The following is a 25,095-nucleotide window of genomic DNA, read 5'->3' on the forward strand; positions in this document are numbered from 1 at the left end:
TGTGCTTGTTCACGCCGAATTCAACAAAGGCAGGCTGGCGCTCTGTGCACCATCGAACCCTTCTTCAGCCTGCTTGCGCCCAGGGCAGCTCGTTGAAGCTGGCACCGGCGAGGGCTTCGAGCTGGGCAGGACTGCTGGGTGGCTCAACCAGCAACTCCTGGGCCTGGATTGTTTCGACCAGTTCAGGACCGCCGAGGCCATGGGTCCAGATCTTGATCACGCTTAGTGGCGGGCATTGAAAGCTGAGGAGCTCAAACGGAAACACCACCCGTTCGAGGAAAAACTGCTCGGGTCCGACGCAGCGCAGGATCACCATGCGATCCCTGGTGTTGCGGTAGCCGCACGAGAGCAGAGTCAAGGCCAGTTCTGGTGAGGGCACACCATGAAGCCATCGCCTCACGTGCGGATTTGGTGACGAACGCCACGTTTTTAGGTTTTTAATAGTTTCTTCGGTTTTGCGGGCCGGTTGGGCTGGAGCAAAGAGGGTCTGGCGCGGCTGGCTCAGAGGCTGCGCAGGGCCACGATTGGATCCAACCGGGCGGCGCGGCGGGCCGGCACCACGCCGAAGAACAGGCCGATCGAGCCCGACAGCCCCACCGTGGCCAGCACCGTGGCGGCTCCGATCGTGGCGGGCAACGGCGTAACGGCGGCCACCATGACCACCGTGCCGATGCCCACGGCGCTGCCGATCACGCCGCCGAGGCTGGCCAGCACCAGCGACTCCACCAGAAACTGCAGCAGCACGTCGCCGCTGCGGGCGCCGAGGGCCTTGCGCAGACCGATCTCCTCGGTGCGCTCGCTCACCGACACCAACATGATGTTCATGATGCCGATGCCGCCCACCAGCAGCGACACGGCGCCGATGGCTGCCAGCATCAAGGTGAGTCCACCGGTGATCGTGCTCACGATTGTCAGGGCGTCCTTCTGGGAGCGCACGGCGAAGTCGTCCTCCCGCAGGATCCGGTGCCGTTGGCGCAGCAGGTTGGTGATCTGAAAGCTCGCGGCTCCGGTGCTCTGTTCGTCGCGGGCCTCGACGCTGATGAAGTTGAGGTTGACGCCGTAGGTGGGATCGCGGCCGGAGAGCTTGCTCACCATCGTCGTGAGCGGCACGTAGGCGTTTTCGTCCTGGTTTTGGCCAAACACCGCCCCCTTGGGTTCCAGCACGCCGATCACCTCGAACAGCTGGTTGCGGATGCGCAGTTGGCGCCCCACCGGCGCCTTGCCGGGAAACATCTTGGCGCCCAGATCGGGCCCCACCACAGTGACGTTGCGGGCGCTGCTGAGGTCGCTGGCGGAGAAGAAACGGCCCTGGGCCACCTCAAATTGACGCACCGGCAGAAACTCGGGTGTCACTCCCGATACCGAGGCGGTGCTGCTGATGCCGCCGGCTTGAATCACCTCGCTCAGGGTGATCTGGGGCGCCACCCGTTTGACGCTGGGCACTTGCTCGGCGATCGCCTCGGCGTCTTCGAGCACGAGGGTTTTGGGGAAGTCGATGCCCTGGCGCCGGGTGTCGTTGTTGCCCGGCACCACAAACAACACATTGGCGCCGAGGTTGCTGAGCTGGCCTTCGGCCAGGTTCTGGGCTCCCCGTCCCACGCCCACCAAGGTGATCACCGAGGCATTGCCGATCACGATGCCGAGCATCGTGAGCAGGCTGCGCAGCCGGTTGGCCCGCAGGGTGGTCAGAGCCATGCCCACGGTTTCACCGACGGGCAATTTCGAAGCCATGGGCACGTGCTGGGACCCTAAACGATGGCGGTTCCGCTGTCCGCGTTGTGGCTGCGGGCGCCGCGATGCACTTCCCCGCGGAGCAGATCCAGGGTCACGATCTCGCCCTGACGCAGGCTGGCAAAGGCGTTGTCGACGCCCACAATCGCCGGAATGCCGGTGCGCTGGGCGATCACGGCCGCGTGGCTCTCCATGCCGTCGGCTTCGGCAATCACGGCCTTGGCTTTGCGAATCGCCTCGATGTAATCAGCCGAGGTTTCACGTACCACCAGGATCTCCCCCGACTGGATCGCCGCTGCTGCCTCGGGGCTATCCACGAGGCGAACCCGCCCGCTCACCGAGCCGTTGCCGATGCCGGTGCCCTTCGACAGCACGGCCGACACGATGCCAACCTTGATGAAGTCGGTGGAGCCGCTCACCCCAGACAGGGTGCCAGCGGTTTGCACCACCAGGTCGCCGTCCTGCAGAAAGCCCAGCTCCCGGGCCATGCCCATGGCCAGGCTGAAGGTGCTCGTGGAGGAGCTTTGTTCCGCCACCAGCAGGGGATTCACTCCCCAGCAGAGCTGCAGCTGGCGGGCCACCTTCACCTCGCTGGTGATCGCCAGGATGGGCGTGCTGGGCCGAAACTTGCTGACGTTGCGGGCGGTTGAGCCACCCTTGGTGAGGGGCAGGATTGCCGCGGCATTGAGCTGGCGGGCAATGCTGCTCACCGCCTGGCAGATGGCGTTGGGAATGGTGGTGGCCATGTGGCTGTCGAGTACCCGCTGGGGGTAATCACGCTCGATGCGCCGGGCGATCGTGGCCATGGTGGCCACCGCTTCCACCGGGAAATCACCCACAGCGCTCTCGTTGGACAGCATCACGGCGTCGGTGCCATCGAGGATGGCATTGGCGACGTCGCTCACCTCGGCCCGGGTGGGGCGGGGGCAGCTCACCATCGAATCGAGCATCTGGGTGGCGGTGATCACCGGGATGCCGAGGCTGTTGGCTTTGCGGATCAGCTCCTTCTGCAGCAGCGGCACCTCTTCGGCAGGCATCTCGACGCCCAAATCACCGCGGGCCACCATTACCCCGTCGCAAAGGGGCAGGATGTCGTCGATCTGGTCGATCGCCTCAAATTTTTCAATCTTGGCGACCACCGGCGTGCTGTGTCCGTGGCTGCGGATCAGCTCGCGGATCTCGCGCATGTCCGAGGGGTTGCGCACGAAGCTGAGCGCCACCCAATCGACACCGTGTTGCAGGCCAAAGGCCAGGTCGATCCGGTCTTTTTCGGTAAGCGCCCGGATCGAGAGCTGCACGTCTGGAAAGTTGACGCCCTTGTTGTTGGAGAGCACGCCACCGACGGTGACGCTGCAGAACAGGGTTTGCTCGGGCTTGTCGACGCGCTCGACCAGCATTTCGACCCGGCCGTCATCCAGCAGGATGCGGCTGCCGGGCACGACCTCGTCGGCGAGATTGTCGTAGGTGACTGTGGCAATCGATTGATTGCAAGCCACATCCCTCGAGGTGAGCGTGAAGGGATCACCCTTGGCCAGGGTGATGGGCCCGTCGGCGAAGCGGCCCAGCCGGATCTTGGGACCCTGCAGGTCCTGGAGGATGCCGATCTCGATGCCCAGCTCGGTGGAGACCTGGCGGATCGTGGCGATCCGAGCCGCGTGCTCGCTGTGGTCCCCGTGGGAGAAATTGAGGCGAAAGGTGGTAGCCCCGGCGGCAATCAACTCGCGCAGGCGTTCCGGAGATTCCGTGGCGGGCCCGATCGTGGCCACGATCTTGGTGCGACGCATGAGATCGGGCTGGGGCATCAACACGCCATCAGACAGCTGGAAACTACCATCCAGGCCTGCAACGAGCTGCCGCAGTTGGACTTTCAGGCTTACCAACAGCGCTCCCGCGCCACCGCCCTCTATCCCGAGGCCGGCGACAACCCCATCTATCCCACCCTGGGGCTGTGCGGTGAGGCCGGTGAGGTGGCCGACAAGGTCAAGAAGGTGATGCGCGACCAGAACGGCGTGTTCACCCCCGAGGTGATCGCCGCCCTGCAGCTGGAGCTGGGGGATGTGCTCTGGTACGTGGCGCAACTCGCCACCGAACTGGGCCTGGAGCTCGATCAGATCGCCCAGGCCAATCTCGACAAGCTGGCCAGCCGCGCCGCCCGTAACGTGATTGCAGGTAGTGGGGATACGCGGTGATCAGAGTCGTGCTAGCTCCTTTTCTGGTGACGTTGTTGCTGCTTGTGCCTGGTCCTGCCTGGGCGGCCGAGCTGCAGGTTTCGCAGGTGAGTCTCGAGCCCTGTCCCGCCGAAGATGTTGGCGCCCAACCCGAGTTGCGGCGCCCTTCCGGCGCCAGCTGCTACGCCCTGCGTGGCACTGTGCTGAATCCGGGCCGCAAACCTGTGGTGGACACCGATGTGTTTGCTCTGATCGTCGATTCCAGCGGCGAGCCGGTGCTCCAGAACCGCACCCGCGTGGGGTCGATCGGCGACGTGCCCCCCGGCAGCTCCGGCTTTGCCCTGCGCCTGTCGGTGCCGGCGGGCACACCAGGGCCCCTCAGCTTCCGCAGCGTCAAGGCGCGTGGTTTCAGTGCCCCGGTGCGCACCCGCGCCGGTATCGACGACGAATTGCTGCCGCTTGAGCAGGCTCTCGCCGATCAGTAACGCGGAGCCCGATCAGTAACCGGCGCTCAGCACCGACACGCTGGCGCCTGCGAGCAGGCTCTGCACCAGTTGCAGGGCGATGAAGGCCACAATCGCCGACAGGTCGAGGCCGCCCAGGGGCGGGATCAGGCCGCGGAAGGCATTGAGGTAGGGGTCGGTGATCGAACTCACCGTGGAGAGCAGCGGATTGCTCCAGTCGAGGTTGGGGAACCAGCTGAGCAGCACCCGCACCAGCAGCACAACGGTGTAGATGCTGAGGGTTTGGGCCAGCACCTGCAGCAGAAAACTCAGCGCGTCCATGGGTGCTCGTTGGCGGAATCTCGATCGGGAAACTCTAGGCAGCCTCGTCCCAGGCTTCATCCTGAGTTGGAGCCTTATTACCAGCCTGATCCTCAGCCTGATCTAGAGCTGGTTCGGGATCCACCACCTTGGCCTTGGCCGCCCTCGGACGGGGTTGCAGGTCGTCGGCCTTGACGGCGAAGGTGCGGTGAAATTTCTCGCTCAGGGTGAGCCAGTAGGAGCGACCCTCGCTCTGGCGCTTGCGCTCGATGAAGTTCTGGGCCAGGAGCTCCTTGATGTGCTCGTAAGCACCCGAACCCCGCAGCTCCACCAGATCCGACTGCAGGATCCGTTTCTTCAGCGCGATCGTGGCCAGGGTGCGCAGGGCAGCGGTGGAGAGGTCCACCGGCAGCAGGTTCTGCACCAGGTCGCCCAGGCCGTCGCGCAGCTGCAGGCTGTAGCGGTTGCCCTCCTGGCGCACTTCCAGCGCGGTGTCGCGGTGGGCGTAGTCGGTGATCAGGGTGATCAGCCCCAGCTCCGCCTCTTCCCGACCAACGGCGGCAATCTCGGCCAGCTCAGCGAGGCTCAGGGGTCGGCCCTTGAGATAGAGAATCGCCTCCATCCGGGCCGGCAGCGACAGACCCTGGATCGCCTCAGTGGCCGCTGCGCCTGTGTGCATGGCGGCACGGTACCGCAGGTGTTCGGGCTCAGGCCAGGGCTGGCAGGGGAGCGCTGCTGGGGCCGAGAAACAGCCGGTAGGCGGGGTTGTCGCTTTCATCCCAGTGCTGGTAGCCCAGGCCATTGAGGAAGGCCTGCCACTGCGACCGTTCGCCGCGGGGCACTTGCACCCCCACCACGATCCGCCCCACGTCGGCGCCGTGGTTGCGGTAGTGAAAGATGCTGATGTTCCAGTTGGCGTGCAAGGCGTTGACGAACGCCATCAGGGCCCCGGGTTTTTCGGGAAACTCGAAGCGGTAGAGCAACTCCTCCCCCTGCTCCAGGGCGGGGCCGGCGCTGGCGGGCAGGCGTCCGCCCACCATGTGGCGTAGGTGCAGCTTGGCCAATTCGTTGTTGGAGAGGTCGAGGCAGGGGAATCCGGCGGCCTGCACGTCGTGGATCAGTTGCTGCTCGTCGTCGCTGCCGCTGGTCTGTACCCCCACGAAGATGTGGGCGACGCGGGGATCGGCCAGCCGGTAGCTGAATTCGGTGAGGCTGCGCTGGCCCAGCACCCCACAGAAGCGCCGCAGGCTGCCGGTTTGCTCGGGGATCTCCACCGCCAGCATCGCCTCGCGGTCTTCGCCGATTTCGGTGCGTTCGGCCACGAAGCGCAGCCGATCGAAGTTCATGTTGGCGCCGCAGGCCACCGCCACCAGCGTCTGACCATGCAGGCCCTGCTGCAGCACATCCCGCTTCATGCCCGCCACCGCCAGGGCGCCGGCCGGCTCCAGGATCGAGCGGGTGTCCTCGAACACGTCCTTGATGGCGGCGCAGATGGCGTCGGTGTCGACGGTCACCATGCGATCCACCGTCTGGCGGGCCAGATCGAAGGTCAGCTTTCCCACCTGGCGCACGGCCACCCCATCGGCAAACAGACCCACCTGGTCGAGCTGCACCCGCTCGCCGGCGGCCAGCGAGCGGGTCATGGCATCGGCATCCACTGGCTCGACGCCCACGATCTGCACCTGGGGCCACAGGGTTTTGACGTAGGCGCCGATGCCGGCGATCAGGCCGCCACCGCCCACCGCCACGTAAATCACATCCGGTGGCGCGGAGCACTGGCGCAGGATCTCCAGCCCGATCGTGCCCTGCCCGGCGATCACATCCGGATCGTCGAAGGGGTGGATGAAGGTGAGCCCCCGCTCTGCGGCCAGTCGGGTGGCTTCGGTGCAGGCTGCGTCGTAGTTGTCGCCGTGCAGCACCACTTCGGCGCCGCGGGCGGCCACCGCTTTGACCTTCATCTCCGGTGTGGTCACCGGCATCACAATCACCGCCCTGCAGCCCAGCTTCTGGGCCCCCAGCGCCACCCCCTGGGCGTGGTTGCCGGCGCTGGCGGCGATCACGCCGCGCTCCAGCTCCGCCGGCGAGAGGCCCGCCATCTTGTTGTAGGCCCCCCGCAGCTTGAAGCTGAACACGGGCTGCAGGTCTTCGCGCTTCAGCAGCACCCGGTTGTGCAGGCGCGCCGAGAGATTGGGTGCGGGATCGAGCGGCGACTCGATCGCCACTTCGTACACCCGCGCCCGCAGGATTCGCTGGAGATAGCTGTGGGGAGCCTCGCTCATGGCACCAGTGTCGCAATCCGCACCGCTGGGCGGGATCCAAGGCCTAGATTGCATCCCACCTCCAGGGTTGTGCATGCATCTCAGCGAGCTGAATCACCCGAATCAGCTGCACGGCCTGAGCACGGCTGAGCTTGAAGCCATTGGCCGCCAGGTCCGGGAGCGCCACCTGGAGGTGGTCAGCACCAGCGGTGGTCACCTGGGGCCAGGGTTGGGGGTGGTGGAGCTCACCCTCGCCCTGTATCAAACCCTCGATCTCGATCACGACAAGGTGGTGTGGGATGTGGGCCACCAGGCCTACCCCCACAAGTTGTTGACGGGCCGCTACAAGGATTTCGACAGCCTGCGCCAAAAGGGCGGCGTGGCGGGCTATCTGAAGCGCTGTGAGAGTCGCTTCGACCACTTCGGTGCCGGCCACGCCAGCACCTCGATTTCAGCCGCCCTGGGCATGGCCCTGGCACGGGATCGCCGCGGCGAAGACTTCAAATGCGTCGCCGTGATCGGCGATGGTGCCCTCACCGGCGGCATGGCCCTCGAGGCCATCAACCATGCCGGCCACCTGCCCAAAACCAAGCTGCTGGTGGTGCTGAACGACAACGACATGTCGATCAGTCCACCGGTGGGAGCCCTCTCCACCTACCTCAACCGCATGCGGCTGAGCCCGCCGCTGCAGTTTCTGCAGGGCAACGCCGAGGAGGCGATTAAGCACCTGCCCTTCCTGCACGGCGAGCTCCCCACCGAGCTCAAGACGCTCAAGGAGAGCATGAAGCGCCTGGCGGTGCCCAAGGTGGGTGCCGTGTTTGAGGAGCTGGGCTTCACCTACATCGGCCCGATCGATGGCCACGACATTGCCGGGATGGTGCGCACCTTCGAGCAGGCGCATCGCACCGAGGGTCCCGTGCTGGTGCACGTGGCCACCACCAAGGGCAAGGGTTATGCCTACGCCGAGGCCGACCAGGTGGGCTACCACGCCCAGAGCGCCTTTGATCTGGCCACCGGCAAGGCCTATCCCTCCAGCAAGCCGAAACCGCCGAGCTACAGCAAGGTGTTCGGCCAAACGCTGGTGAAGCTCTGCGAACAGGACCCCACCGTGGTGGGCATCACCGCCGCCATGGCCACGGGCACCGGTCTGGATCTGCTGGAGAAGGCCCTGCCCGATCAATATTTTGATGTGGGCATCGCCGAGCAGCATGCCGTCACCATGGCTGCGGGCATGGCCTGCGAGGGCCTCAAGCCGGTGGTGGCGATTTACAGCACCTTCCTGCAACGCGCCTTCGACCAACTCATCCACGACGTGGGCATCCAGAAGCTGCCGGTCACCTTCGTGCTGGACCGGGCCGGGATCGTGGGTGCCGACGGCCCCACCCACCAGGGCCAGTACGACATCAGCTACTTCCGTGCCATCCCCAACTTCACCGTGATGGCTCCCAAGGATGAGGCTGAGTTGCAGCGCATGCTCGTGACCTCAATTCATCACAGCGGCCCCTGCGCTTTGCGCATCCCCCGCGGCGAAGGCGAGGGCGTGCCTCTTGCGGAAGAGGGCTTTGAACCCCTGGAGATCGGCCGCGGTGAGCTGCTCACCGATGGCGACGACCTGCTGATCGTGGCCTACGGCGCCATGGTGGCCCCGGCGATGGCCACCGCTGGGTTGCTGCAGGAGAAGGGCATCCGCGCTGCGGTGATCAACGCCCGCTTCCTGCGGCCCCTCGATGAGGCGCTGATCCTGCCGATGGCCCAGCGCATTGGCAAGGTGGTGACCATCGAAGAGGGCGCCCTGGCGGGTGGCTTCGGTGCCGCGGTGGTGGAAACCCTCGTCGATCACGACGTGCTTGTGCCCGTGCTGCGCATTGGCATTCCCGATCTGCTCGTCGACCACGCCAGCCCCGACCAGAGCAAGCAGAGCCTCGGCCTCACCCCTCCCCAGATGGCCGACCGCATCCTGGAGCGCTTCGGCTCTCCCCGCCCCACCAATCTGGCGGCCGCCGGTCAGCCCGTTGCCGTCTGAGCCTCAGCGAGCGTTCCACCACGGCTGAGCCCGACCGCTGCGAGGTGCTGGTGGTGGGTGCCGGCCCGGCGGGAGCTGAGCTGGCCCGGTTGCTGGCCCTGGCGGGGGTGGATGTGTTGCTGGTGGATCGCTTGGCCGACCTCCGCCAGGCGGCCTTCAGCAGCGCGGCCCTGCCCTTGGCGGCGGTGGAGCGCTACGGCTTGCCGTCTGCGGTGGTGGCGGCCCGCTGGAGCGGCTGGCAATTGGTGGGCCCCGGAGCGCAGGGGCGTCAGTGGAGTTCCGATCAGCCGCTGGGGGCCGTGCTGGATTTCGGCGCCCTGCGCCAATGGCTGGCGGATCAGGCCCAGGGCTGGGGCGCCCGGCTGCAGCTCGGGGTCACGGCGCTGGGCTGGCAGCCCGATGGGGAGGGGGCCTGCACCTGGGTGCGGGATGGCCGTGGTGGCCGCCGCGCCATCCGCAGCCGTTGGCTGGTGGATGCCAGTGGTGAGAGCCGCGCCCTGATTGGCGAGCCCAGCAGCTGCCCGGGCGATCCGCTGGTGGCGGGGCTGGGTGTGGAGTGGTTGCTGCAGGTGAGTTCCGATGCCTACGCCGCCTGGGCGGATCGGCTCAGTTTTTTCCTGGGTAGCGACTGGGTGCAGCAGGGGTATGGCTGGGTGTTTCCGATGGGCCCCGGCCAGCTCAAGGTGGGGGTGTGCCGCTTGCACGATGCCCAACGGCCCCAACCGCCGCTTGGGCAGGAGTTGCAGGAGTTGCTGCAGCGCAGCGGCCTGGCGGGAGCGGTGGTGCTCGACCGCCATGGCGGCCGCATCCGCAGCACGCTGCGGCGCCGGGAAGCGCACCGCCAGGGGCCGCTGATCGGCCTGGGCGACGCTGTGAGCACCGCCAACTTGCTTGGCGGTGAAGGGATCCGCCACGCCCTGGCCAGTGCCCGGGTGTTGGCACCGCTGCTGCTGCAGGTGTGGGGCGATGGTGGCGGCCAGCGCGGTGATACAGCCACGCCGCTCGATCGCTATCCGCTGCTGCTGCGGCGGGAGCTGGGTTGGCGCTGGAGCCTGAGCGGACGGTTGGCCCGGCGCACCTGGCTGGGCCTGGCCGATCAGCAAGCGGACCAACGCCTGGAGAGACTGCTGGCGGGATTGCAGACCAAACGGGCGGAGGATCTCTCCGCCCTGCTGTTCGACTACCGCTTTGAGCGCTACGGGCTCAAAGCCTTGCCCTATCTGCTGGGCTGGCGTTGAACGCCAGACTTCAAACCGGGCTGACGATTCAAACCACGCCGCGGGAGGCCAGGCCGAGGATGGCGCCCATGCCGAGGATGTGACCCAGGCTCAGGGTTCCGAGCATGGCTCCGTGGCCGAAGCCGCCAAACAGGCTGGGGCTGGGCAGCTGCAGGCCCACGTTGGGATGCTTGATCGTGGCCTTGCCGATGGCAATGGCGATCACGTTGCAGACGATCATCACCAGCGCCACCTTGGGCGACCAGGTGATCGTGGCGGGGGCCAGGGCCAGAAGCGGAGTGATCATGGAGCAAGTGCCGACGCCCCATCTTCCGGGCACCGTTGGCCTTGCATCCCCCTGCTTAAGACTTGTTCATTGCCCTCCCTTCTGGGGGCGTGTGGTGACCACGGCGCCTACACCGCTGAATCCGAGCACCACCAACAGGTTGGAGACGGTGAGCAGGGATTCGGCGCCACCGTGGAGAGGGTCCACGTTGGCAAGCAGGGCGCCGTAGCGCAGCTGGGCGATCACAGCGGCACCGATGGTGACCGCCACAAACACCAGGGTGAACTGGAAGCCGCGCAGGGCCAGCTTTGGGAACCCCACGATCCGACCCGCCCACCACAGAAAGGCCAGGTAGGGGAGCAGCGACAGCACAAACAGCGGCGTGGGATCGATGCCGGCCAGCCAGCTGAGCGGCCCACTCATGGCGCTGCCTGACGTTGTTGACGCACCAGGTTCCAGGCCGCCAGGGCCAGGGTGCCGTTGCCGAGGGTGGTGAGCCCGGCCTGCAGCACCACAAGGCCTTGCAGCGTGGGGCTGTTGTCGAACAGGTGCCAGGTGCAGGCGGCCATGGCACTCACCAGGGCGGGCAGCATGGCCAGGCTCAGCCAGCGCCACCCCCCTTCCCGGCGGGCAACGCCCAGCCGTTGGATCGCCACCATCGCCACCACCCACTCGAGCACCGAGGCGACATGGATCCACCATGTGGGTAGGGACAGGGCGTGCATGGGGTCAGTGGATGGCGATGAGTTGTGGTTCGGAGCGTGAACGTTCGAGGATCTGCCGGCGCAGCAGTTCAACCAGTTGGGCAACAGCTGGCTCTTCCCGGTATTCGTGCAACACCACCAGGCTTTCCACGTAGTGAGACGGTACGGCCACCTTGAGGCAGATGACGTCAATTTTGTCAGCCAAGGCATTAAGCATGAGGCTGTTGGCGAAATAAACAGGATCCGTATCGGGGTGTCGCGTGCCTCTGCGGGTGCGAGCAGGCCGGAAATGGTGGTCATAGAAGCCGCGGATGAACTGCTTCTGGGGGCGAGGGTTGAAGGGGAAGGTGTCGATGTGGCAATGGGTGCCGATCTCAGCCCTGCTGGGCTGGGTGATTCGGCTCACCCGTGCTGAAGGGCGCGTGACCAGATGGATCGGAGAGTGGAACAGGTCAAAGCAGGCAAATCGGGTGTCATCGCTGGCCGGCCGTTCTGGCAGGGTGGCCAGGCAGGCGTCAACCACCCGTTGCTCGAGCAGGTCCAGGCAGTGGTGGGCGGAGCCCAAGGAGCTGAAGGGGTTGCTGATCCAGTGGGGAGGCAGGTTGTTGAACAGGGCATCGGAGCTCCAGTAAGGAGCCTGCAGGCGCAGGGCTTGCCGTCCCAGAAACCGGCCGCGTTGGTGCAGCTGCCGCTCTAGGCGGAGCAGCAGTGGGTCGCCCGTCGCTTGCCAGGCTTCTGAGACGCGGCGCAGTTTGAGGTTGAAGGTGGCCAGGGTCTGCTGCACCCGACGCGACACGGTGCTCTGGTTGCAATGAGCGAGCTCACTGGCATGGGCGCCATTCCCAAGCCAGATCAGCAGATCGAGGGCCTCAAGGGCTTCCTCCGTCACCATTGTGGTCTGTTAGCACCACTCAAGTGCTAGCGACGATTCCCTGTCGACGCCATGCAGCCAGCTGTGACAGGCCGGGCTGAGGGCTTCCCGGCTGACCCGGTCGTAGGCCTCGAGCTGTTCCGGACGCAGGACGCCCCGCCAGCGGCCGTTGCTGCCGCGGTAGAGGAATGTGGTGGCGCCGCCTTTCCAGAGACGTCCCCCGCAGGGCACGTAGCGATCGCTGTGGAGTCGCATGGCATCAAAGGCAACCGCGGCCGCCACAGTTTCGAGCCGCGGAGCATCGATCTCCATGCCGAGAAAGCTGGCAATCCTGGCGATCTGGGCCGGCAGATCGGCCTTGAGGTCGCTGTAGTGCAGCAGCAGGATGTTGGCTTGATGGTGGTGATCCCACCACGACTGCACGTTGTGAAAGAACGACCAGAAAGGCCAGCCATCCTTCTCCCAGTCCAGCCAACCGTTGTGCAACCAGCGATCAAAGAAGGTCTGCACGTCTGCCGGGGGAAGGGGGAAGGTCTCGCCCCGTTCGTTGGGCACCTGGTTGACCAGGGCATGGGCCTGATCGCTCCAGTTCAGGTAGTGATTCCAGAGCGACATCGCCACATCCCTTCCATCGCGGGCGATGTAGAGAAAACGCCGCCGGGGATCCCATGGCAGGGCATCGAGGGTAGGTGGCTTTTGATGAAACGGCGGTGGCGTTGCTGCTCCAGCGTCAGCACCAAAGCGTCGAGATCGTGGTAATTGGCTTCCAGCCAGGGCGAGAGGTCGGCCAGAGGGGCCGCCAGTTCACCGTCAAACACCAGGTGGGCCACGATGGCTTGCAACCAGGTGGTGCCGCTCTTGTAGGGGCTGGCGATGACGATGTCGTCATCGCGGAGCGCGACATGATCCCAGCGACGGCTGTCGAAGTGGTGGTTGTGAATGCGGCGGGTGCGCTGCGGATCTCCGCTTCCAGGGCTGATGGCCATCAATCTGCATCGATGCAGCGATCTGCACCAATCAGTTTTGGTGCCATGCTGATTGGGCGGTGAGGCCCGGCTCGTGCGCGAGACCAGACAGAAGACTGACCCGGCTCCGATGGGCCTGGTGCGCAAGACCCTGGCGCCTCGCAGGGTTTTGCTGTGCGGTTACTACGGGGAGCACAACCTCGGCGATGACGCCCTGCTGGAGGTGCTGATAAGCCAACTGCCTGCGGGATGCCAGGCGGTGGTGACAGCCCATGACGCTGCTTTGGTGCAGGAGCGCTTTGGAGTGGAGACGGTGCCGCGCCGCAGCCTGCCGCTGGTGCTTAAGGCGCTGCGGCGCTGCGATGCCCTGGTGCTCGGCGGCGGCAGCCTGTTGCAGGATTCCACCAGTTTCCGCAGCCTGCTCTACTACGGCGCTCTGATTGCGGCGGCCCGGCTGGAAGGCAAGCCGGTGCTGCTCTGGGGCCAGGGTTTGGGTCCGCTACGGCGCCGTCGCAGCAGGCTGTTGGTGGGCCGCCTGTTGCGCTTGGCCACGGCGGTGAGCTGGCGGGATCCGGAATCGGCGGCTCTGGCCAAGCGCCTCGGGCGCGAGGGCCCGGTGGGCAGTGATCCGGTGTGGGCCCTGCCGGCCCAGCCCTGGCGCGGGCATGGTGGCCCCTTGGTGCTCTGTTTTCGGCCAACCGGTCAGCTGCAGGGAGCAACCTGGCGCCCCTATCTCGAGGCCCTGGAGCAACTGGCCCGCGAGCACGACCGCGAGGTGATCTGGTTGCCCTTCCACGCCACGCAGGACCGGGGCCTGTTGGAGCACTTGCGCCAGGAGCAGCTGCTGCCAGCAGGCCTGGCGGCCCGCAGCCGGGAGGTGCTGGCGGAGCGGCCCAGCGAAGCAATGGCGATGGGCAGTGGTGCCGGACTTGTGGTGGCGATGCGCCTGCATGGCCTGATCCTGGCGGCCCTCTCCGGAGCGCCCTGCGCCGCCCTCAGCTACGACCCGAAAGTGGCCGCCGCCGCCTCTGCCCTGGGCTGCCCCTGCCACAGCCTGGATGCGGCAGCAGCGCCGGCCGAGCTGGTGGCCGCCTGGACGGCCGTGCTCGACAGCCCGCCGCCCAGCGCCCGGCTAGCGGAGCTCCGCCAGCAGACGGCGGTGCATCGCCAACTGCTGGAGAGCCTGGACACCTGCAGCGGCTCTTGCTAGCAGGGGGCATGAGCGTTTCCGCTGGCACCGTCCTGCCGGTGCGTCAGTACTACGTGCAAACCGACAGTGCCGTGCCGGGCCAGGCCCATCGCATGTGCTTTTCCAGCACCTGCGCCATGGCCATCAAATACCTGCGCCCTGGGGCATTGCTGGGGATCAATGCCGATGACACCATCTCGCCGACGGCCTATGGCGAACTCGACAACCCAGGTGGCGGGTACGTGCAGGTAGGCCGGGGAGGCCACGGCGTGCGTTACAGCTGGCGGCACTGGCTGCCGCGCTGGGAGGTGGAAGGCCCCGGCACGGGATGGTTCATGACCTATCGGCTGGCCTGACCTAGCGGCTGATCTGAAGCTCCTGCAGGGTGGCCAGCACTTCGGCGCTGTGGCCGCTTGGACGCACGGCCACCCAGGTGGATCGCAACACACCAACGGGATCGATCAGGAAGGTGTGGCGTTGCGAAAACGGTGCGATCCAGCTGCCGTAGGCGCGGCTGACGCTGCCCGCTGGATCGGAGAGCAGCGGAAAAGCAAGCCCTTCACTGCTGCAGAAGTCGGCGTGGGATTCGGCGTCATCGGCGCTCACCCCCACCACAGCGGCGTTTGCGGCTTCAAAGGCAGCCAGATCCTTCTGAAAGCCGCGTGCCTCCAGGGTGCAACCGCCGGTGAAATCACGCGGATAGAAATACAGCACCAGCCAGCGTCCTCGGAAATCAGCAAGCTGCAACTGGGTTTCGACGGCCTCACCATCGGCCGCGGGAGCGATGCCCGGCAGGGCGAAATCCGGAGCGGGCTGATTCAGGGCCGGAAGCGTGCCTCCCAAAGCAAAAGCCTGCCGACCGAAGGCCAGCAGGCTTGTTGCCCCGAGAGTGGCAGGCACCAGGGCGGCCAGGCTGCGCAGAACTGCCCGGCGTTGCATGGTGCCCTCAGATCTTGGCCAGGTTGACGCCGAGCTCTTTGGCATAGGCGCCCAGGCCCTTCTTTTGAATGGTTTTCAGGGCGCGGGTGGAGACGCGCAACTTGACAAAGCGGTTGCCTTCGGCCCACCACAGGCGCCGCTCCTGCAGGTTCACCTGTTGCAGCTTCTTGGTGCGCACGTGGGAGTGCGAGACGGCCATGCCGTTGTTGGCGCGCTTGCCGGTGAGCTGGCAGACCCGGGACATGACCAATTTCCGAAACGACGTGCAGGGCACAATGCCCAAGCCACCACTGTACCAACTGGTCTGCAGGGGGGTGTCGGCCCCGGCAAGGGATGGCGCCTGGGCCTGGGCTTGCGTCGGCTTTTGCTCACAACGCCTCCCCAGGTCGCGGATTTGATTGATCGATTCGAATAACACCTCTATTTTTGAACCAGTTGTTGAGCTGCGGTGTTCATCACCGTTTCCGGCCAAAAGGGTGGGGTCGCCAAAACCTGCACCAGCATCCACCTCGCCAGTGTCTGGGCGGAGCTCGGCCGCTCGGTGTGCGTGGTGGATGCCGACCGCAACCGCTCGGCCCTGGCCTATCGCATCCGCGGCGAATTGCCCTTCCAGGTGGTGCCGGTGGAGGCCGCCGCCAAGGCCAGCCGCTTTGCCGATGTGGTGATCACCGATGGCCAGGCGAGCAGCGATGAGGAGGAGCTGCGTCACCTGGCCGACGGTTCCGACCTCGTGCTGCTGCCCACTGCCCCCAAGGCCCGTGCCGTTGAGCTCACCGTAGAGCTGGCCCAGCTGTTGCAGCGCGTGCAGGTGCCCCATGCCGTGCTGTTGGTAAAGGTGGATCTGCGCCAGCAGCGGGCGGCCCACGAAGCCCGCAAAGCCCTCGAAACCTTTGGGCTGCAGGTGCTCAGGGCCGAAATCCCCCTGCTGGCAGCCTTCGATAAGGCCGAAACCCAGGGATTGCCCGTGTTTGCCGCCATCGACGACCGCGGCCGGGCTGACCCTCGCCGCATGGCCGGTTGGTCGGCCTATCAGTCCGTTGCCCAGGAAATTGAATGCCTGATTTCGAAGCCCTCATCCGTCGCCAGCAGGACCATCAGTCCACTGCCGCTGAGCGCCTGAGCCTCGTTCAGCCCACCTCGGTAAGCCAGGCGGTGGGAGCACCGATCGCCTGGTTGGCCTTTGCTGGTGGGCTGCTGGGTTCCTTGCTCGGCACCGTTGGCTTTCAGATCGCCTTGGCCCAGGGCTGGTTGCGGTTTTAGAGCCCCCGCGCCATCAGTTGCCCCATCAGGGTGGCGCTGCGCTGTTGGAAGCCGGCCAGTTCGTTGGGCTCCAGGCCGCCCACCGCCAGGCGGGCCAGCTCGTAGACATGGCGGCTGAGGTCGTCGGCGAGCTGCTGGCTGGGGGAGCTGCCGCCGGCACCGGTGATCACCGAACCGGCCGAGAGCTTGAGCAGGCCCTCCACCAGGGGGTGCTTGCGGTTCACCAGCAGCACGTGGTGATCGGGCAGGCCCGGCAGGCGCTGCTCCATCAGGGCGCCCATGTCGTTGATGCGGCGCATCTGCTCCGGCAGCAGGATCAGGGCGGCGGGGGCGTTGTCGCCCTTGAGGGCCTGCACCTGGATGGTGATCTTGTCGTTGGCCAGGGCGCCTTTGAACAGCTCCCGCACCTTTTCACTGGAGTCCTTGCCCTCGGCATCGCTCAGCTCGCTCTCCTTCTCCTGCAGGGAGTCGTCGAGTTCGCTGTCCACCCGCTGGAACTTCAGCTCCTCGTGGCGGTATTCCAGCCAGGGGATGAACTGGGTATCAATGAAGGTGTCGGCCAGCAGCACCTCGGCGCCCTGGCTCTTCCACAGGGCCAGCGCTCCGGCCTGGCCGGCCTCATCGGTGCAATAGAGGATCCGCTTGTCATTGTCGGCGGCCAGGCGTGAGCGGTAGCCAGCGAGGGTGGTGTAAGCCTTGCCACCCTCGCCGGGGATGGGATCGGGGCTGTCGCCTTCACCCGCAGCAGCTGTCGAGCCAAACAGCACCAGGTCGGCCACCTGTTCGGCGAATTTGTCGTCCTCCATGGCGCCGATCTTGATGAACGGAGCCAGCGACTCCCAGATCTCGGCGTAGCGCTTCGGATCGTCGCGATGCAGCTCCTTGAGCCGGTCGCCGACCTTCTTGGCCACGATGCCACCGATCGAGCGCACCCGCCGGTCGGTCTGCAGGGCTGAACGGCTTACGTTCAGGGGGATGTCGGGCGAATCGATCACGCCGCGCAGGGGCAGCAGGTAGCGGGGCACCACCTCCTTGATCGAGTCGCTCACAAAAACGTTGTTGCAGTAGAGCTTGATCTCACCCTTCTCCCAGTCGGCCCGGCCAGTGGATTTGGGGAAATAGAGGATTCCCTGCAGGTTGTAGGGGTAGTCGGTGTTGAGGTGCACCCACAGCAGCGGGTCGCCCTGGAAGGGGTAGAGGTAGCGGTAGAGCTCGATGTAGTCGTTGTCGCTCAAGTCGCGCGGGCTCTTGCGCCAGGGGGATTCGCGCTTGTTGACGGTTTCGCCCTCCAGCTGCACCTCCACCGGCAGGAAGTCGCAGTAGGTGGTTATTAATGTGCGGATGCGGGCTGGCTCGATGTACTCGAGCTCCTCCTCCATCAGGTGCAGGACAACATCGGTGCCCGGCTCGCTGCGCTCAGCCGCCTCCAGCGAGAAGTTGGGCGAGCCGTCGCAGCTCCAGCGCACCGCCTCAGCCCCCTCGCGGGCCGAGAGGCTCACCAGCTCCACCTGCTTGGCCACCATGAAGCTGGAGTAGAAGCCCAGGCCGAAGTGGCCGATGATCGCGTCGTTCTCCTGCTTGTACTTCTCGAGGAAGTCTTCGGCGCTGGAGAACGCCACCTGGTTGATGTAGCGCTTCACCTCGTCGGCGCCCATGCCGATGCCGTTGTCGGAAATGGTGAGCGTTTTGGCTTCGCGGTCGATGCGGATGGAGATCTTGCCTTCGGGGCCTTCGCTGCAGTCGCCGGCCATGGCGGCCATGCGGCGCTTGCTGATGGCATCGACGCCATTGCTCACCAGCTCCCGCAGGAACACCTCATGGCCGCTGTAGACGGCCTTTTTGATGATCGGAAAGATGTTCTCGGTATGGATCTGAATCTGGCCCTGTTCCGCCTGTAGCACCACAGCTTTCAAAATCACGCTGACACCAGATTCCCCCGGGGTGGGGCCGCCCGCCAAGGGGGCGCCATGGGCAGGAAACCGTCCAAGGCCTCTGCCGGTGGGGGCTCCATAGGATCAGTTGCAGTCTCCTGATCCCCAGTCGATGGCCAGCCAGTGGCAGAACTTCCTGGCCAATCTGGGGGCTTGGCAGGGCTCCTTCACCGGCATCAGCCCCACGGGCACGGAGCTCAAGACCACCCTTTCGCTGCTCAGCCTCGAAGCCGGCGAGCAGAACGCAGAGGGTGCGATCTCGATGGTGCGCTTCCGCCTGCAGCGCTTTGAAGGGGGCGACCGCAGCGCTCCGCCCAGCAGCGACCTGAGCCAGGAGTACCGCAGCCTCGGCCGCCAGGTAGTGTTTTTTGACACCGGCACGTTCTGCAAGGGGTCGCTGCAGCTGGCACCGGGCACGGTGTTCGGCGGGGAGTTTGGCTTTGTGCATGGCGATCGTCGCCACCGGTTGGTGCTGCTCTACACCGAAGCCGGCGATGCCGACCAGCTGGTGCTGATCCGGGAATACCGCGTCGGCTCGGGCGCCCAGGAGTGTCCGCCGCTGACGCCGGAGCAGTTGCAGGGTTCGTGGCAGGGCAGCCGGGCCACCATTGCCGCCGACTGGCCCGAGCCCGATCGATCGGAGGCCCGGGTGAGCTTCTCGGCTGCCGAGATGGCTGAGTTGCAGTGGCTCGCCGATGGCGGCTATTGCCGCTGGCCCCAGCAGGTGAGCCACCGGGAAGCCTTCAGCGTGCAGGCCGGTTGGCTCACCGCTCCCGATCGGCTCGAGCGCCTGATCCGCTGCTACGACGGCAGCGGCGCCTGGGTCTCAGCCACTCACGAGGTGTTGGAGCGTTAGGGGCGGTGCTTCAGCCGGCCTGCTGCAGCTCGGGCTTTTCCTCCGGCAGGATCGCCCCGGCCACCGGGCACACCTGCAGGCAGATGCCGCAGTCGATGCAGGTGTCGAAGTCGATCCAGTAGAAGGCCGTGCCCTTGGTGTTGGCGCCCTGGCCTGGATGGATGCAGGCCACGGGGCAGGCATCGACGCAATCGGCGACGCCCTCACAGACGTTGGTGACGATTGTGTGGGCCATGGCTCGCGCGGGTGCTGGCCGGATCCTAGGGAGCGATCCAGAGGGTGCGGCTGCAGCCTCGGGCCTCGCCGATGGCCTGGGCTTCGGCCTGGCTGGCGGTGGCACCGCTGAGCAGTTCCGCACAGGTGCCGGCCTGGTGCAGGGCTTCGAGGTGATCGAGGGCCGGGGCCAGATCCTCCGGCCGGCCGTAGGCCACCAGCACCGGCGAAGAGGCGTCCAGCGTTGGTGCCACCAGCTCGCGCACCGCCTCGATGTCAAAGCCGAAGCCCACGCCTGCGGCCTGGGCAGGGTCTTGGCAGAACCGCCCCACCAGGGCGTCGTAGCGGCCACCGCTGGCGATCTCCACTGGCGCTTCCTGGCCCTGGCACACCAGCTTCAGCACCAGGCCGTCGTAGAGGGCGAAGTGGGGCTGGAAGCTGGGATCGAGCTGCAGCGCCACCCCCAGCCGCTCGGCAGCCGGGGCCACCGCGGCCAGGGTGGCGCCCAGCTCGGCCAGCAGCGGCACGGGGCCCAGCCATTGCTCGATTTGATACAGCACCCGGGCCGGCTCGCCCCGCAGGCGCATCAAGGTGGCTAGCCGCTGGCGATCGGACTCCGGCAGGGGCAGCTGGGCCAGTGCCAGGGGATCGAAGTTGGTGAGGGCGCGGCGGGCAGCGCTGCGCTGTCCGTCGGGGAGCTGGCTCAGTAGGACGCTGAGCACGCCGTGGTGCCCCACCAGCAGTCGGGGTTGATGGCGTTCCTCCAGGCCCAGTCGTCCGGCGGCCGCGAGCAGCAGTCGCATCAGTTCCACGTCGGCGGCGGCGGAGCGCACCCCCAGCAGCTCGACACCGCTCTGGAGCTGTTCAAGGATCCGCTGGCCGCCGCCATCGCCGGTGGAGCTGCGGAAGGTGCTGCCCATCGCCCACAGGCGCAGGGGGCGGGGCCGCTCCGCCAGGCGGGTGCTCGCGGCTCGGGCGATCGAGGCGGTCAGCTCGGGGCGCAAGCCCAGAGGTTCATCGGTGGCCAACCGCACCAGCTCACGGCCATCGATGCCACCACCGGCCTCGAGGGTGTCCAGCCGTTCAAAACTCGGCGGCGCCACCTCCTGGTAGCCCCAGAGCCGGTAGACCGCAGCCAGTTGCTCGGCGATGCGGCAGTTGCCTTCCACCTCGCGGGGATTGAGATCCCGGGCGCCGGCGGCGGGTTGCAGGGCCATTGCGGCGTCGAGCTGGCGAAAGGGACTGGGATGATCTTATGGATCCAGGTTGGGGGCATCGAGCTCGGGAGCGCCGTAGCTGCCGCCTGCCAGGGGCTTGCAGGCGCCCAGCCCTTCGATCAGCGCCTGGCGCAGCCCTGGTGTGCAGGCGATCAGCTTGCCGCTGGCCAGCTCCGCCGGACCGCCGTCGTAGGCGCACACCACCCCGCCGGCTTGCTCCACGAGCACCACGCCGGCGGCAAGATCCCAGGGCGAGAGCCCCCGCTCCCAGTAGCCATCCAACCGGCCGTCGGCCACAAAGGCCAGATCCACCGCAGCGGCACCGGCCCGCCGCACCCCCCGGGTGCGATGGGTGAACCAGGCGAATTCGGCGTAGTTGTTGTCGACGCGGGTGTGACGGTCGTAGGCGAAGCCGGTGACCAGCAGCGACTGGCTGAGTTCGCTGCAGTCGCTCACCCGGATCGGGCTGTTGTTGGCCCAGGCCCCCAACCCCGGCGCCGCCCAGTAGAGCTGCTCCAGCGCTGGCACCGCCAGGGCCCCCAGCAGCGGCTGGCTATTCCAGGTGAGGCCCACCGAGGTGCCGAAGAACGGAAACCGATGGGCGTAGTTGGTGGTGCCATCGAGTGGGTCCACGCACCACTCCAGCGGTGAACCTTGGCCCTGGCGCCGACCACTCTCCTCCGCCAGCACCCCCAGTTCGGGCGTCTCCTGCTCGAGCACCGCCAGCACGGCCTGCTCCGCCGCCACATCGGCTTCGGTCACCAGGTCGCCGGCCCGGCCCTTCTCGCGGATCCGCTCCAGGTGGCCGAAGTGATGGCGCAGCTGCTCGGCGCCGGCCTCCGCCGCCCGGCGGGCTACGGCGGCGAGCCGCTCGAGTTCAACGGCAGGCAGCTCCGAGGCTTCCCAGGCCTGGTTTGAAAGGCTGGCCGGATGGGTGGGGAAGTCAGTCATTCGTCGTCGAGGGGCAGGCCAGGGCGCACCTTGCCGCGGCCGAAGTGGCGACCGAACTGCAGCTCGTACACCTCGTCTTCGTCCTGGGTTTCCACCTCCAGCGGACCGGTGGCACGCGCGACGCAGAGAAGGCCGTAGCCGCGGCCGCGCAATTCGCGCGACAGCCCCAGCGCTTCCCGCTGGTCGATCTCCCCGGAGATCACCCGCACGGCGCAGGCTGTGCAGCAGCCATTGCGGCAGCTGAAGGGCAGGGCATCGCCCTGCTGTTCAAAGCTGCGCAGGATGTAGTCCCCCTCCGGCACCTCGTGGCGGATCACGCGGCCGGTCTGGCGCCAGTGGATCGTGATCGGGTGGCTGCGGGTCATGGTGCGAAGCGACTGGGAAGCCAGAGTCGAACTGCTACATTGCCATCTGGTTGCCCCATTTTGCCCCTGGAGAGGTGGCCGAGTGGTCGAAGGCGCAGCACTGGAAATGCTGTATAGGGGCAACTCTATCGAGGGTTCGAATCCCTCCCTCTCCGTTCAAAAGCCGGCTTTGCAGCCGGCTTTTTCATGGCAATTTCTTCGTCGGCGAAGGGTGTCGTCGATGGCCAGAATCCCGCGGTTTAATCCTCAACCGAAGCGGCCGCTGACGTAGTCCTGGGTGGCCTGCTGGGCGGGTGCATTGAAGATGCGTTCCGTGTCGTTGAACTCCACCAGATACCCCACCTTGCCGGTGCCTCCTTCCACCGCTTCCGCATTAAAGAAGGCCGTGTGATCAGCCACCCGCACCGCCTGTTGCATGTTGTGGGTCACGATGATGATGGTGTAGCTCCGTTTGAGCTCGTGCATCGTTTCTTCGATCTTGAGGGTGGAGATCGGATCGAGAGCTGAGCATGGCTCGTCCATCAGGATCACCTCCGGCTCGGTGGCGATGGCTCGGGCGATGCAGAGGCGCTGCTGCTGACCGCCCGAGAGGGCAAAGCCGCTCTCGCGCAGTTTGTCCTTGCACTCATCCCACACGGCAGCCTTGCGCAGGGATCGCTCCACCAGCTCATCCATGTCGCCTTTGAAGCCGTTGATGCGGGCACCGAAGGCGATGTTTTCGTAAATGGATTTGGGAAACGGATTGGGTTTCTGAAACACCATGCCAATGCGACGCCTCACCTCCACCGGATCCACCTTGGGGTCGTAGAGGTCGTAGCCATCGAACACCACACGGCCTTTGAGTCTGCAGCCCGGAATTAAATCGTTCATCCGGTTCAACCCCCGCAGCACGGTCGACTTGCCGCAGCCGGATGGACCGATGAACGCGGTGACCCGTCCGCGGGGAATGTCCATGAAGACATTTTTGACGGCCTCGAACTTCCCGTAGGAAATGGTGACGTTCTGCAGCGACATGCAGACGTCCTCCTTGCTGGCTTCAACGGCTGGGCTGGTGTGGAAGCTGCTGGTCATGGCTCGAGAGCAGGGAGGAGTTAAGGAAACGGGATGAGGTCGTGATCAGGCTTTGGCCATCCGACTAATCCAGCGAGCCAGGAGATTGGCGCCCAGGATCATCATCACCAACACGAAGGAGGCCGCCCAGGCCAGTGCGTTCTGGGCCTCATAAGGCATGATCGCGAAGTTGAAGATCAGCACCGACATGGTGGCGATCGGGTTGAACACCCCTTCGGGCCAAAAGGGGGAGAACAGCGCGGTGAAGATCAGTGGTGCGGTTTCGCCGGCGGCTCGGGCGATCGCCAACACCACCCCTGTGGCGATGGGGGTGAAGGCTGAGGGCAGGGTGATTCGCATCACCGTCACAAACTTCGAAGCCCCCACGCCATAGGCTCCCCAGCGCAGTTCCTGGGGCACCAGCTTGAGGCCTTCATCGGTAGTTTTGATCACCGTGGGAAGCATCAGCACCGCCAGGGCGATACCGCCAGCCATGGCGCTGTAGCTCTGATCAAAAAACACCCGCGTCGCCACCACAATCCCGTAAACGAAAACTCCACTGATGATCGATGGAACGCCGGCCAGGATGTCGTTGCCGAAGCTCACAAACTGAGCAAACCAACCGCGCTGGGAGTATTCGCTGAGGTAGATGCCCCCTCCTACGCCGACCGGGATGGCGATCAGGGAGGCAATCAGGGTTACCAAAAGGGTGCCGAGAATGGCATTGCCAATACCACCCCCATCGAGCCCTGGTGCCGGTGGCAGTTCGCTAAACATGCCCACGGAGATCAGTCTGCCGCCCTGCACCAGCACGTGAAACAGGACGAGCAGCAGGGGCAGAACGGCAATCACAGCAAACAAGCCAGCGATTCCGGTAAACAGTTGGTTGAGGCGGTTGCGCCGCAGGTTGGGATCAAAGTGCAGTGGCCTTCTGTCGAAGAGGGCGCTGCTGGAATAGGTGATGGGTTGGTTCGCCATGGGGGATCTCAGTAGCGCAGGCTGAGGCGACGCACGATCCATTTGGCTGCCACATTCACGGCGAACGTGAGGAACATCAGGATCAGAGCGGCATACATCAAGGCAGACACCTGAATGCCATTGGCTTCACCGAACTGATTGGCCAGCATGGAGGCGATGGTGTTGCCCGGTGCCAGCAGCGACAGGTTGAAATTGAGAGCGTTGCCGATGATCATCGTCACCGCCATGGTTTCACCCATGGCTCGACCCAACGCCAACATCACGCCCCCAGTAATGGCCGAGATCGCTGCCGGCAGGATCACACTGAAGATCGCGCCCCAGCGGGTGGTGCCAACCCCATAGGCCCCCTGCCGCAACTCAATCGGCACCTGGTTGAGCGCATCCCGAGAAATCGCCGTGATGATCGGCAGCACCATCACCACCAGGATCAGGATGGCCGGGGTCATGCCAGGGCCCTGGGGCACGGTGTTAAAAAACGGACTCCAGCCGAGCAGGCTGTGGAGCAGGTTGAGAACCGGGCGGAGTGCTGGCTCCATCACGAAGATCGCCCAGAGGCCCAGCACCACCGAGGGAATCGCTGCCAGCAGCTCCACCATCAGACCGATGGCATCCCGCAACACCGTGGGAATCAGGTCTTCGGTGATGAAGATGGCCGTACCCACTCCCAGGGGCACCGCAATCAGCAGCGACAAGAAGGACGTGACCAAGGTGCCGTAGATGGCGATGAAGGCCCCGTACTGCTCGTTGACGGGGTCCCAGGCAGAGGTGGTGAGAAAGTCCAGTCCGAAGGTGGCGATGGCCTCCCGTGCCCCCTGGAACACGGTGAGAAAGATGCCCAGCAGCACGATGGCCACCATCGAAGCCAGCACCAGGGTCAGCTGGCGGAAGCCCAGGTCCACCAGTTTTTCGGTCGGTGGACGCCGACGCAGGGTGAAGGCGTCGGCGTCCAGGGCGGGGCTTGGGTCCGTCAGCATGGGGGAAGAAGGCTTTGCATCGGTCAGCGCAGGGGTGGCCGATCCGAGCTAAATCTACGAAGAGCCCCACACCAGGTCGTTTAAGTGGTGATTAACGTCTGAGAGCCCGGTAGTTTTGGGCTCCACCGCGCGGGGCTGCAACAGCCGGTTTCATGGGTCGACGGGTTTCCTGGCACGGTTTTGCA

General features: G+C 65.7%; 28 protein-coding genes, 1 tRNA gene and 1 pseudogene. 9 read left to right on the top strand and 21 right to left on the bottom strand.

The genetic code is table 11. The features are described 5' to 3' along the window. Positions 1–64: 64 nt before the first annotated feature. From KBY70_RS01705 to pyk, 3 genes are all read right to left on the bottom strand, one after another. Positions 65–358: a DUF1830 domain-containing protein gene (locus KBY70_RS01705; protein ID WP_198953860.1), complete on the bottom strand. Its 294-nt coding sequence runs from the start codon at positions 356–358 to the stop codon at positions 65–67. Positions 359–501: 143 nt separating this feature from the next. Continuing rightward, a complete protein-coding gene (locus tag KBY70_RS01710) occupies positions 502–1,731 on the bottom strand; it encodes an ABC transporter permease (RefSeq protein ID WP_254987148.1) in 1,230 nt (409 codons plus the stop codon). A gap of 17 nt (positions 1,732–1,748) precedes the next feature. Further along, a complete protein-coding gene (gene pyk / locus KBY70_RS01715; protein WP_254987149.1) occupies positions 1,749–3,533 on the bottom strand; it encodes a pyruvate kinase in 1,785 nt (594 codons plus the stop codon). 57 nt (positions 3,534–3,590) lie between these two features. Here pyk and KBY70_RS01720 point away from each other — a divergent pair, with 57 nt between their 5' ends. Together KBY70_RS01720 and KBY70_RS01725 are read left to right on the top strand one after the other, a co-directional pair. Next, a complete protein-coding gene (locus KBY70_RS01720; protein ID WP_094560281.1) occupies positions 3,591–3,920 on the top strand; it encodes a nucleoside triphosphate pyrophosphohydrolase family protein in 330 nt (109 codons plus the stop codon). Next, on the top strand, positions 3,917–4,384 hold the full coding sequence (locus KBY70_RS01725) for a hypothetical protein (RefSeq protein ID WP_409996001.1): 468 nt from the start codon (positions 3,917–3,919) through the stop codon (positions 4,382–4,384). The genes KBY70_RS01720 and KBY70_RS01725 overlap by 4 nt, the downstream gene beginning before the upstream one ends. 12 nt (positions 4,385–4,396) lie before the next feature. On the opposite strand, the gene KBY70_RS01730 is transcribed toward KBY70_RS01725, so the two are convergent. The 3 genes from KBY70_RS01730 to ilvA are packed head-to-tail and all read right to left on the bottom strand — an operon-like array spanning position 4,397 to position 6,942. Further along, entirely contained in the window at positions 4,397–4,684 is a 288-nt protein-coding gene (locus KBY70_RS01730; RefSeq protein ID WP_094560283.1) for a YggT family protein, read from the bottom strand. A gap of 34 nt (positions 4,685–4,718) precedes the next feature. Beyond that, positions 4,719–5,342 (bottom strand): SMC-Scp complex subunit ScpB, encoded by a 624-nt coding sequence (scpB, locus tag KBY70_RS01735; RefSeq protein ID WP_094560284.1) that lies wholly within the window; start codon positions 5,340–5,342, stop codon positions 4,719–4,721. A gap of 28 nt (positions 5,343–5,370) precedes the next feature. Further along, the gene (ilvA, locus tag KBY70_RS01740) at positions 5,371–6,942 is read right to left on the bottom strand and encodes a threonine ammonia-lyase, biosynthetic (RefSeq protein ID WP_254987151.1); all 1,572 of its coding nucleotides are present in this window, start codon (positions 6,940–6,942) and stop codon (positions 5,371–5,373) included. A gap of 73 nt (positions 6,943–7,015) precedes the next feature. Between ilvA and dxs the strand changes: the two genes are divergently transcribed. Together dxs and KBY70_RS01750 are read left to right on the top strand one after the other, a co-directional pair. Then, entirely contained in the window at positions 7,016–8,944 is a 1,929-nt protein-coding gene (dxs, locus tag KBY70_RS01745) for a 1-deoxy-D-xylulose-5-phosphate synthase (RefSeq protein WP_254987152.1), read from the top strand. Positions 8,945–8,988: 44 nt separating this feature from the next. Beyond that, positions 8,989–10,182, top strand: coding sequence for an NAD(P)/FAD-dependent oxidoreductase (locus KBY70_RS01750; RefSeq protein ID WP_254987153.1), 1,194 nt, complete (start codon positions 8,989–8,991; stop codon positions 10,180–10,182). A 28-nt stretch (positions 10,183–10,210) separates the two neighbouring features. On the opposite strand, the gene psaK is transcribed toward KBY70_RS01750, so the two are convergent. From psaK to KBY70_RS01775, 5 genes and pseudogenes are all read right to left on the bottom strand, one after another. Beyond that, complete coding sequence (gene psaK / locus KBY70_RS01755; RefSeq protein WP_094560288.1) at positions 10,211–10,468, bottom strand: photosystem I reaction center subunit PsaK; 258 nt, start codon at positions 10,466–10,468, stop codon at positions 10,211–10,213. 66 nt (positions 10,469–10,534) lie between these two features. Next, a complete protein-coding gene (locus KBY70_RS01760) occupies positions 10,535–10,870 on the bottom strand; it encodes a DUF3593 domain-containing protein (RefSeq protein WP_254987154.1) in 336 nt (111 codons plus the stop codon). Next, a complete protein-coding gene (locus KBY70_RS01765) occupies positions 10,867–11,172 on the bottom strand; it encodes a DUF2499 domain-containing protein (protein WP_254987155.1) in 306 nt (101 codons plus the stop codon). The genes KBY70_RS01760 and KBY70_RS01765 overlap by 4 nt, the downstream gene beginning before the upstream one ends. 4 nt (positions 11,173–11,176) lie before the next feature. Next, complete coding sequence (locus KBY70_RS01770; protein WP_254987156.1) at positions 11,177–12,040, bottom strand: hypothetical protein; 864 nt, start codon at positions 12,038–12,040, stop codon at positions 11,177–11,179. A 12-nt stretch (positions 12,041–12,052) separates the two neighbouring features. Continuing rightward, a pseudogene (locus KBY70_RS01775) lies at positions 12,053–13,008 on the bottom strand (sulfotransferase domain-containing protein). Positions 13,009–13,117: 109 nt separating this feature from the next. Between KBY70_RS01775 and csaB the strand changes: the two are divergent. Beyond that, positions 13,118–14,197, top strand: coding sequence for a polysaccharide pyruvyl transferase CsaB (gene csaB / locus KBY70_RS01785; protein ID WP_254987158.1), 1,080 nt, complete (start codon positions 13,118–13,120; stop codon positions 14,195–14,197). Between the two features lie 8 nt (positions 14,198–14,205). Then, on the top strand, positions 14,206–14,532 hold the full coding sequence (locus KBY70_RS01790; RefSeq protein WP_254987159.1) for a hypothetical protein: 327 nt from the start codon (positions 14,206–14,208) through the stop codon (positions 14,530–14,532). Position 14,533: 1 nt separating this feature from the next. Here the strand turns inward: KBY70_RS01790 and KBY70_RS01795 are convergent, their stop codons facing one another. Together KBY70_RS01795 and rpmB are read right to left on the bottom strand one after the other, a co-directional pair. Next, positions 14,534–15,115 (bottom strand): peroxiredoxin, encoded by a 582-nt coding sequence (locus KBY70_RS01795; protein WP_094560296.1) that lies wholly within the window; start codon positions 15,113–15,115, stop codon positions 14,534–14,536. A gap of 7 nt (positions 15,116–15,122) precedes the next feature. Further along, positions 15,123–15,359 carry a 50S ribosomal protein L28 gene (gene rpmB, locus KBY70_RS01800; RefSeq protein ID WP_015108262.1) on the bottom strand — a complete coding sequence of 79 codons (237 nt, stop codon included), beginning with the start codon at positions 15,357–15,359 and terminating at the stop codon, positions 15,123–15,125. 204 nt (positions 15,360–15,563) lie between these two features. On the opposite strand from rpmB, the gene KBY70_RS01805 reads away from it, so the two are divergent. Continuing rightward, positions 15,564–16,235: a ParA family protein gene (locus tag KBY70_RS01805; protein ID WP_094560297.1), complete on the top strand. Its 672-nt coding sequence runs from the start codon at positions 15,564–15,566 to the stop codon at positions 16,233–16,235. 136 nt (positions 16,236–16,371) lie between these two features. On the opposite strand, the gene htpG is transcribed toward KBY70_RS01805, so the two are convergent. Continuing rightward, complete coding sequence (htpG, locus tag KBY70_RS01810) at positions 16,372–18,279, bottom strand: molecular chaperone HtpG (RefSeq protein WP_254987203.1); 1,908 nt, start codon at positions 18,277–18,279, stop codon at positions 16,372–16,374. Positions 18,280–18,418: 139 nt separating this feature from the next. On the opposite strand from htpG, the gene KBY70_RS01815 reads away from it, so the two are divergent. Then, a complete protein-coding gene (locus tag KBY70_RS01815; RefSeq protein WP_254987160.1) occupies positions 18,419–19,162 on the top strand; it encodes a DUF3598 family protein in 744 nt (247 codons plus the stop codon). A 10-nt stretch (positions 19,163–19,172) separates the two neighbouring features. Here the strand turns inward: KBY70_RS01815 and KBY70_RS01820 are convergent, their stop codons facing one another. The 4 genes from KBY70_RS01820 to KBY70_RS01835 are packed head-to-tail and all read right to left on the bottom strand — an operon-like array spanning position 19,173 to position 21,908. Further along, complete coding sequence (locus KBY70_RS01820; protein ID WP_094560299.1) at positions 19,173–19,397, bottom strand: indolepyruvate ferredoxin oxidoreductase subunit alpha; 225 nt, start codon at positions 19,395–19,397, stop codon at positions 19,173–19,175. Positions 19,398–19,422: 25 nt separating this feature from the next. After that, positions 19,423–20,592 carry an ATP phosphoribosyltransferase regulatory subunit gene (locus tag KBY70_RS01825; protein WP_254987161.1) on the bottom strand — a complete coding sequence of 390 codons (1,170 nt, stop codon included), beginning with the start codon at positions 20,590–20,592 and terminating at the stop codon, positions 19,423–19,425. Between the two features lie 36 nt (positions 20,593–20,628). Then, complete coding sequence (locus tag KBY70_RS01830; protein WP_254987162.1) at positions 20,629–21,543, bottom strand: inositol monophosphatase family protein; 915 nt, start codon at positions 21,541–21,543, stop codon at positions 20,629–20,631. Continuing rightward, positions 21,540–21,908 (bottom strand): 2Fe-2S iron-sulfur cluster-binding protein, encoded by a 369-nt coding sequence (locus KBY70_RS01835; RefSeq protein ID WP_094560302.1) that lies wholly within the window; start codon positions 21,906–21,908, stop codon positions 21,540–21,542. The genes KBY70_RS01830 and KBY70_RS01835 overlap by 4 nt, the downstream gene beginning before the upstream one ends. Before the next feature lie 68 nt (positions 21,909–21,976). On the opposite strand from KBY70_RS01835, the gene KBY70_RS01840 reads away from it, so the two are divergent. Beyond that, positions 21,977–22,063, top strand: a tRNA-Ser gene (locus tag KBY70_RS01840). Positions 22,064–22,154: 91 nt separating this feature from the next. On the opposite strand, the gene pstB is transcribed toward KBY70_RS01840, so the two are convergent. From pstB to pstC, 3 genes are read right to left on the bottom strand one after another with little or no spacing between them, the layout of a single operon-like run. After that, positions 22,155–22,979: a phosphate ABC transporter ATP-binding protein PstB gene (pstB, locus tag KBY70_RS01845; protein ID WP_094560303.1), complete on the bottom strand. Its 825-nt coding sequence runs from the start codon at positions 22,977–22,979 to the stop codon at positions 22,155–22,157. A gap of 45 nt (positions 22,980–23,024) precedes the next feature. Next, positions 23,025–23,936 (bottom strand): phosphate ABC transporter permease PstA, encoded by a 912-nt coding sequence (gene pstA, locus KBY70_RS01850; RefSeq protein WP_254987163.1) that lies wholly within the window; start codon positions 23,934–23,936, stop codon positions 23,025–23,027. Positions 23,937–23,944: 8 nt separating this feature from the next. Beyond that, positions 23,945–24,910, bottom strand: coding sequence for a phosphate ABC transporter permease subunit PstC (gene pstC, locus KBY70_RS01855; protein WP_094560305.1), 966 nt, complete (start codon positions 24,908–24,910; stop codon positions 23,945–23,947). Between the last annotated feature and the right edge of the window lie 185 nt (positions 24,911–25,095).

Source organism: Cyanobium sp. ATX 6E8 (assembly GCF_024346335.1).
Taxonomy (GTDB): Bacteria; Cyanobacteriota; Cyanobacteriia; order PCC-6307; family Cyanobiaceae; genus Cyanobium_A.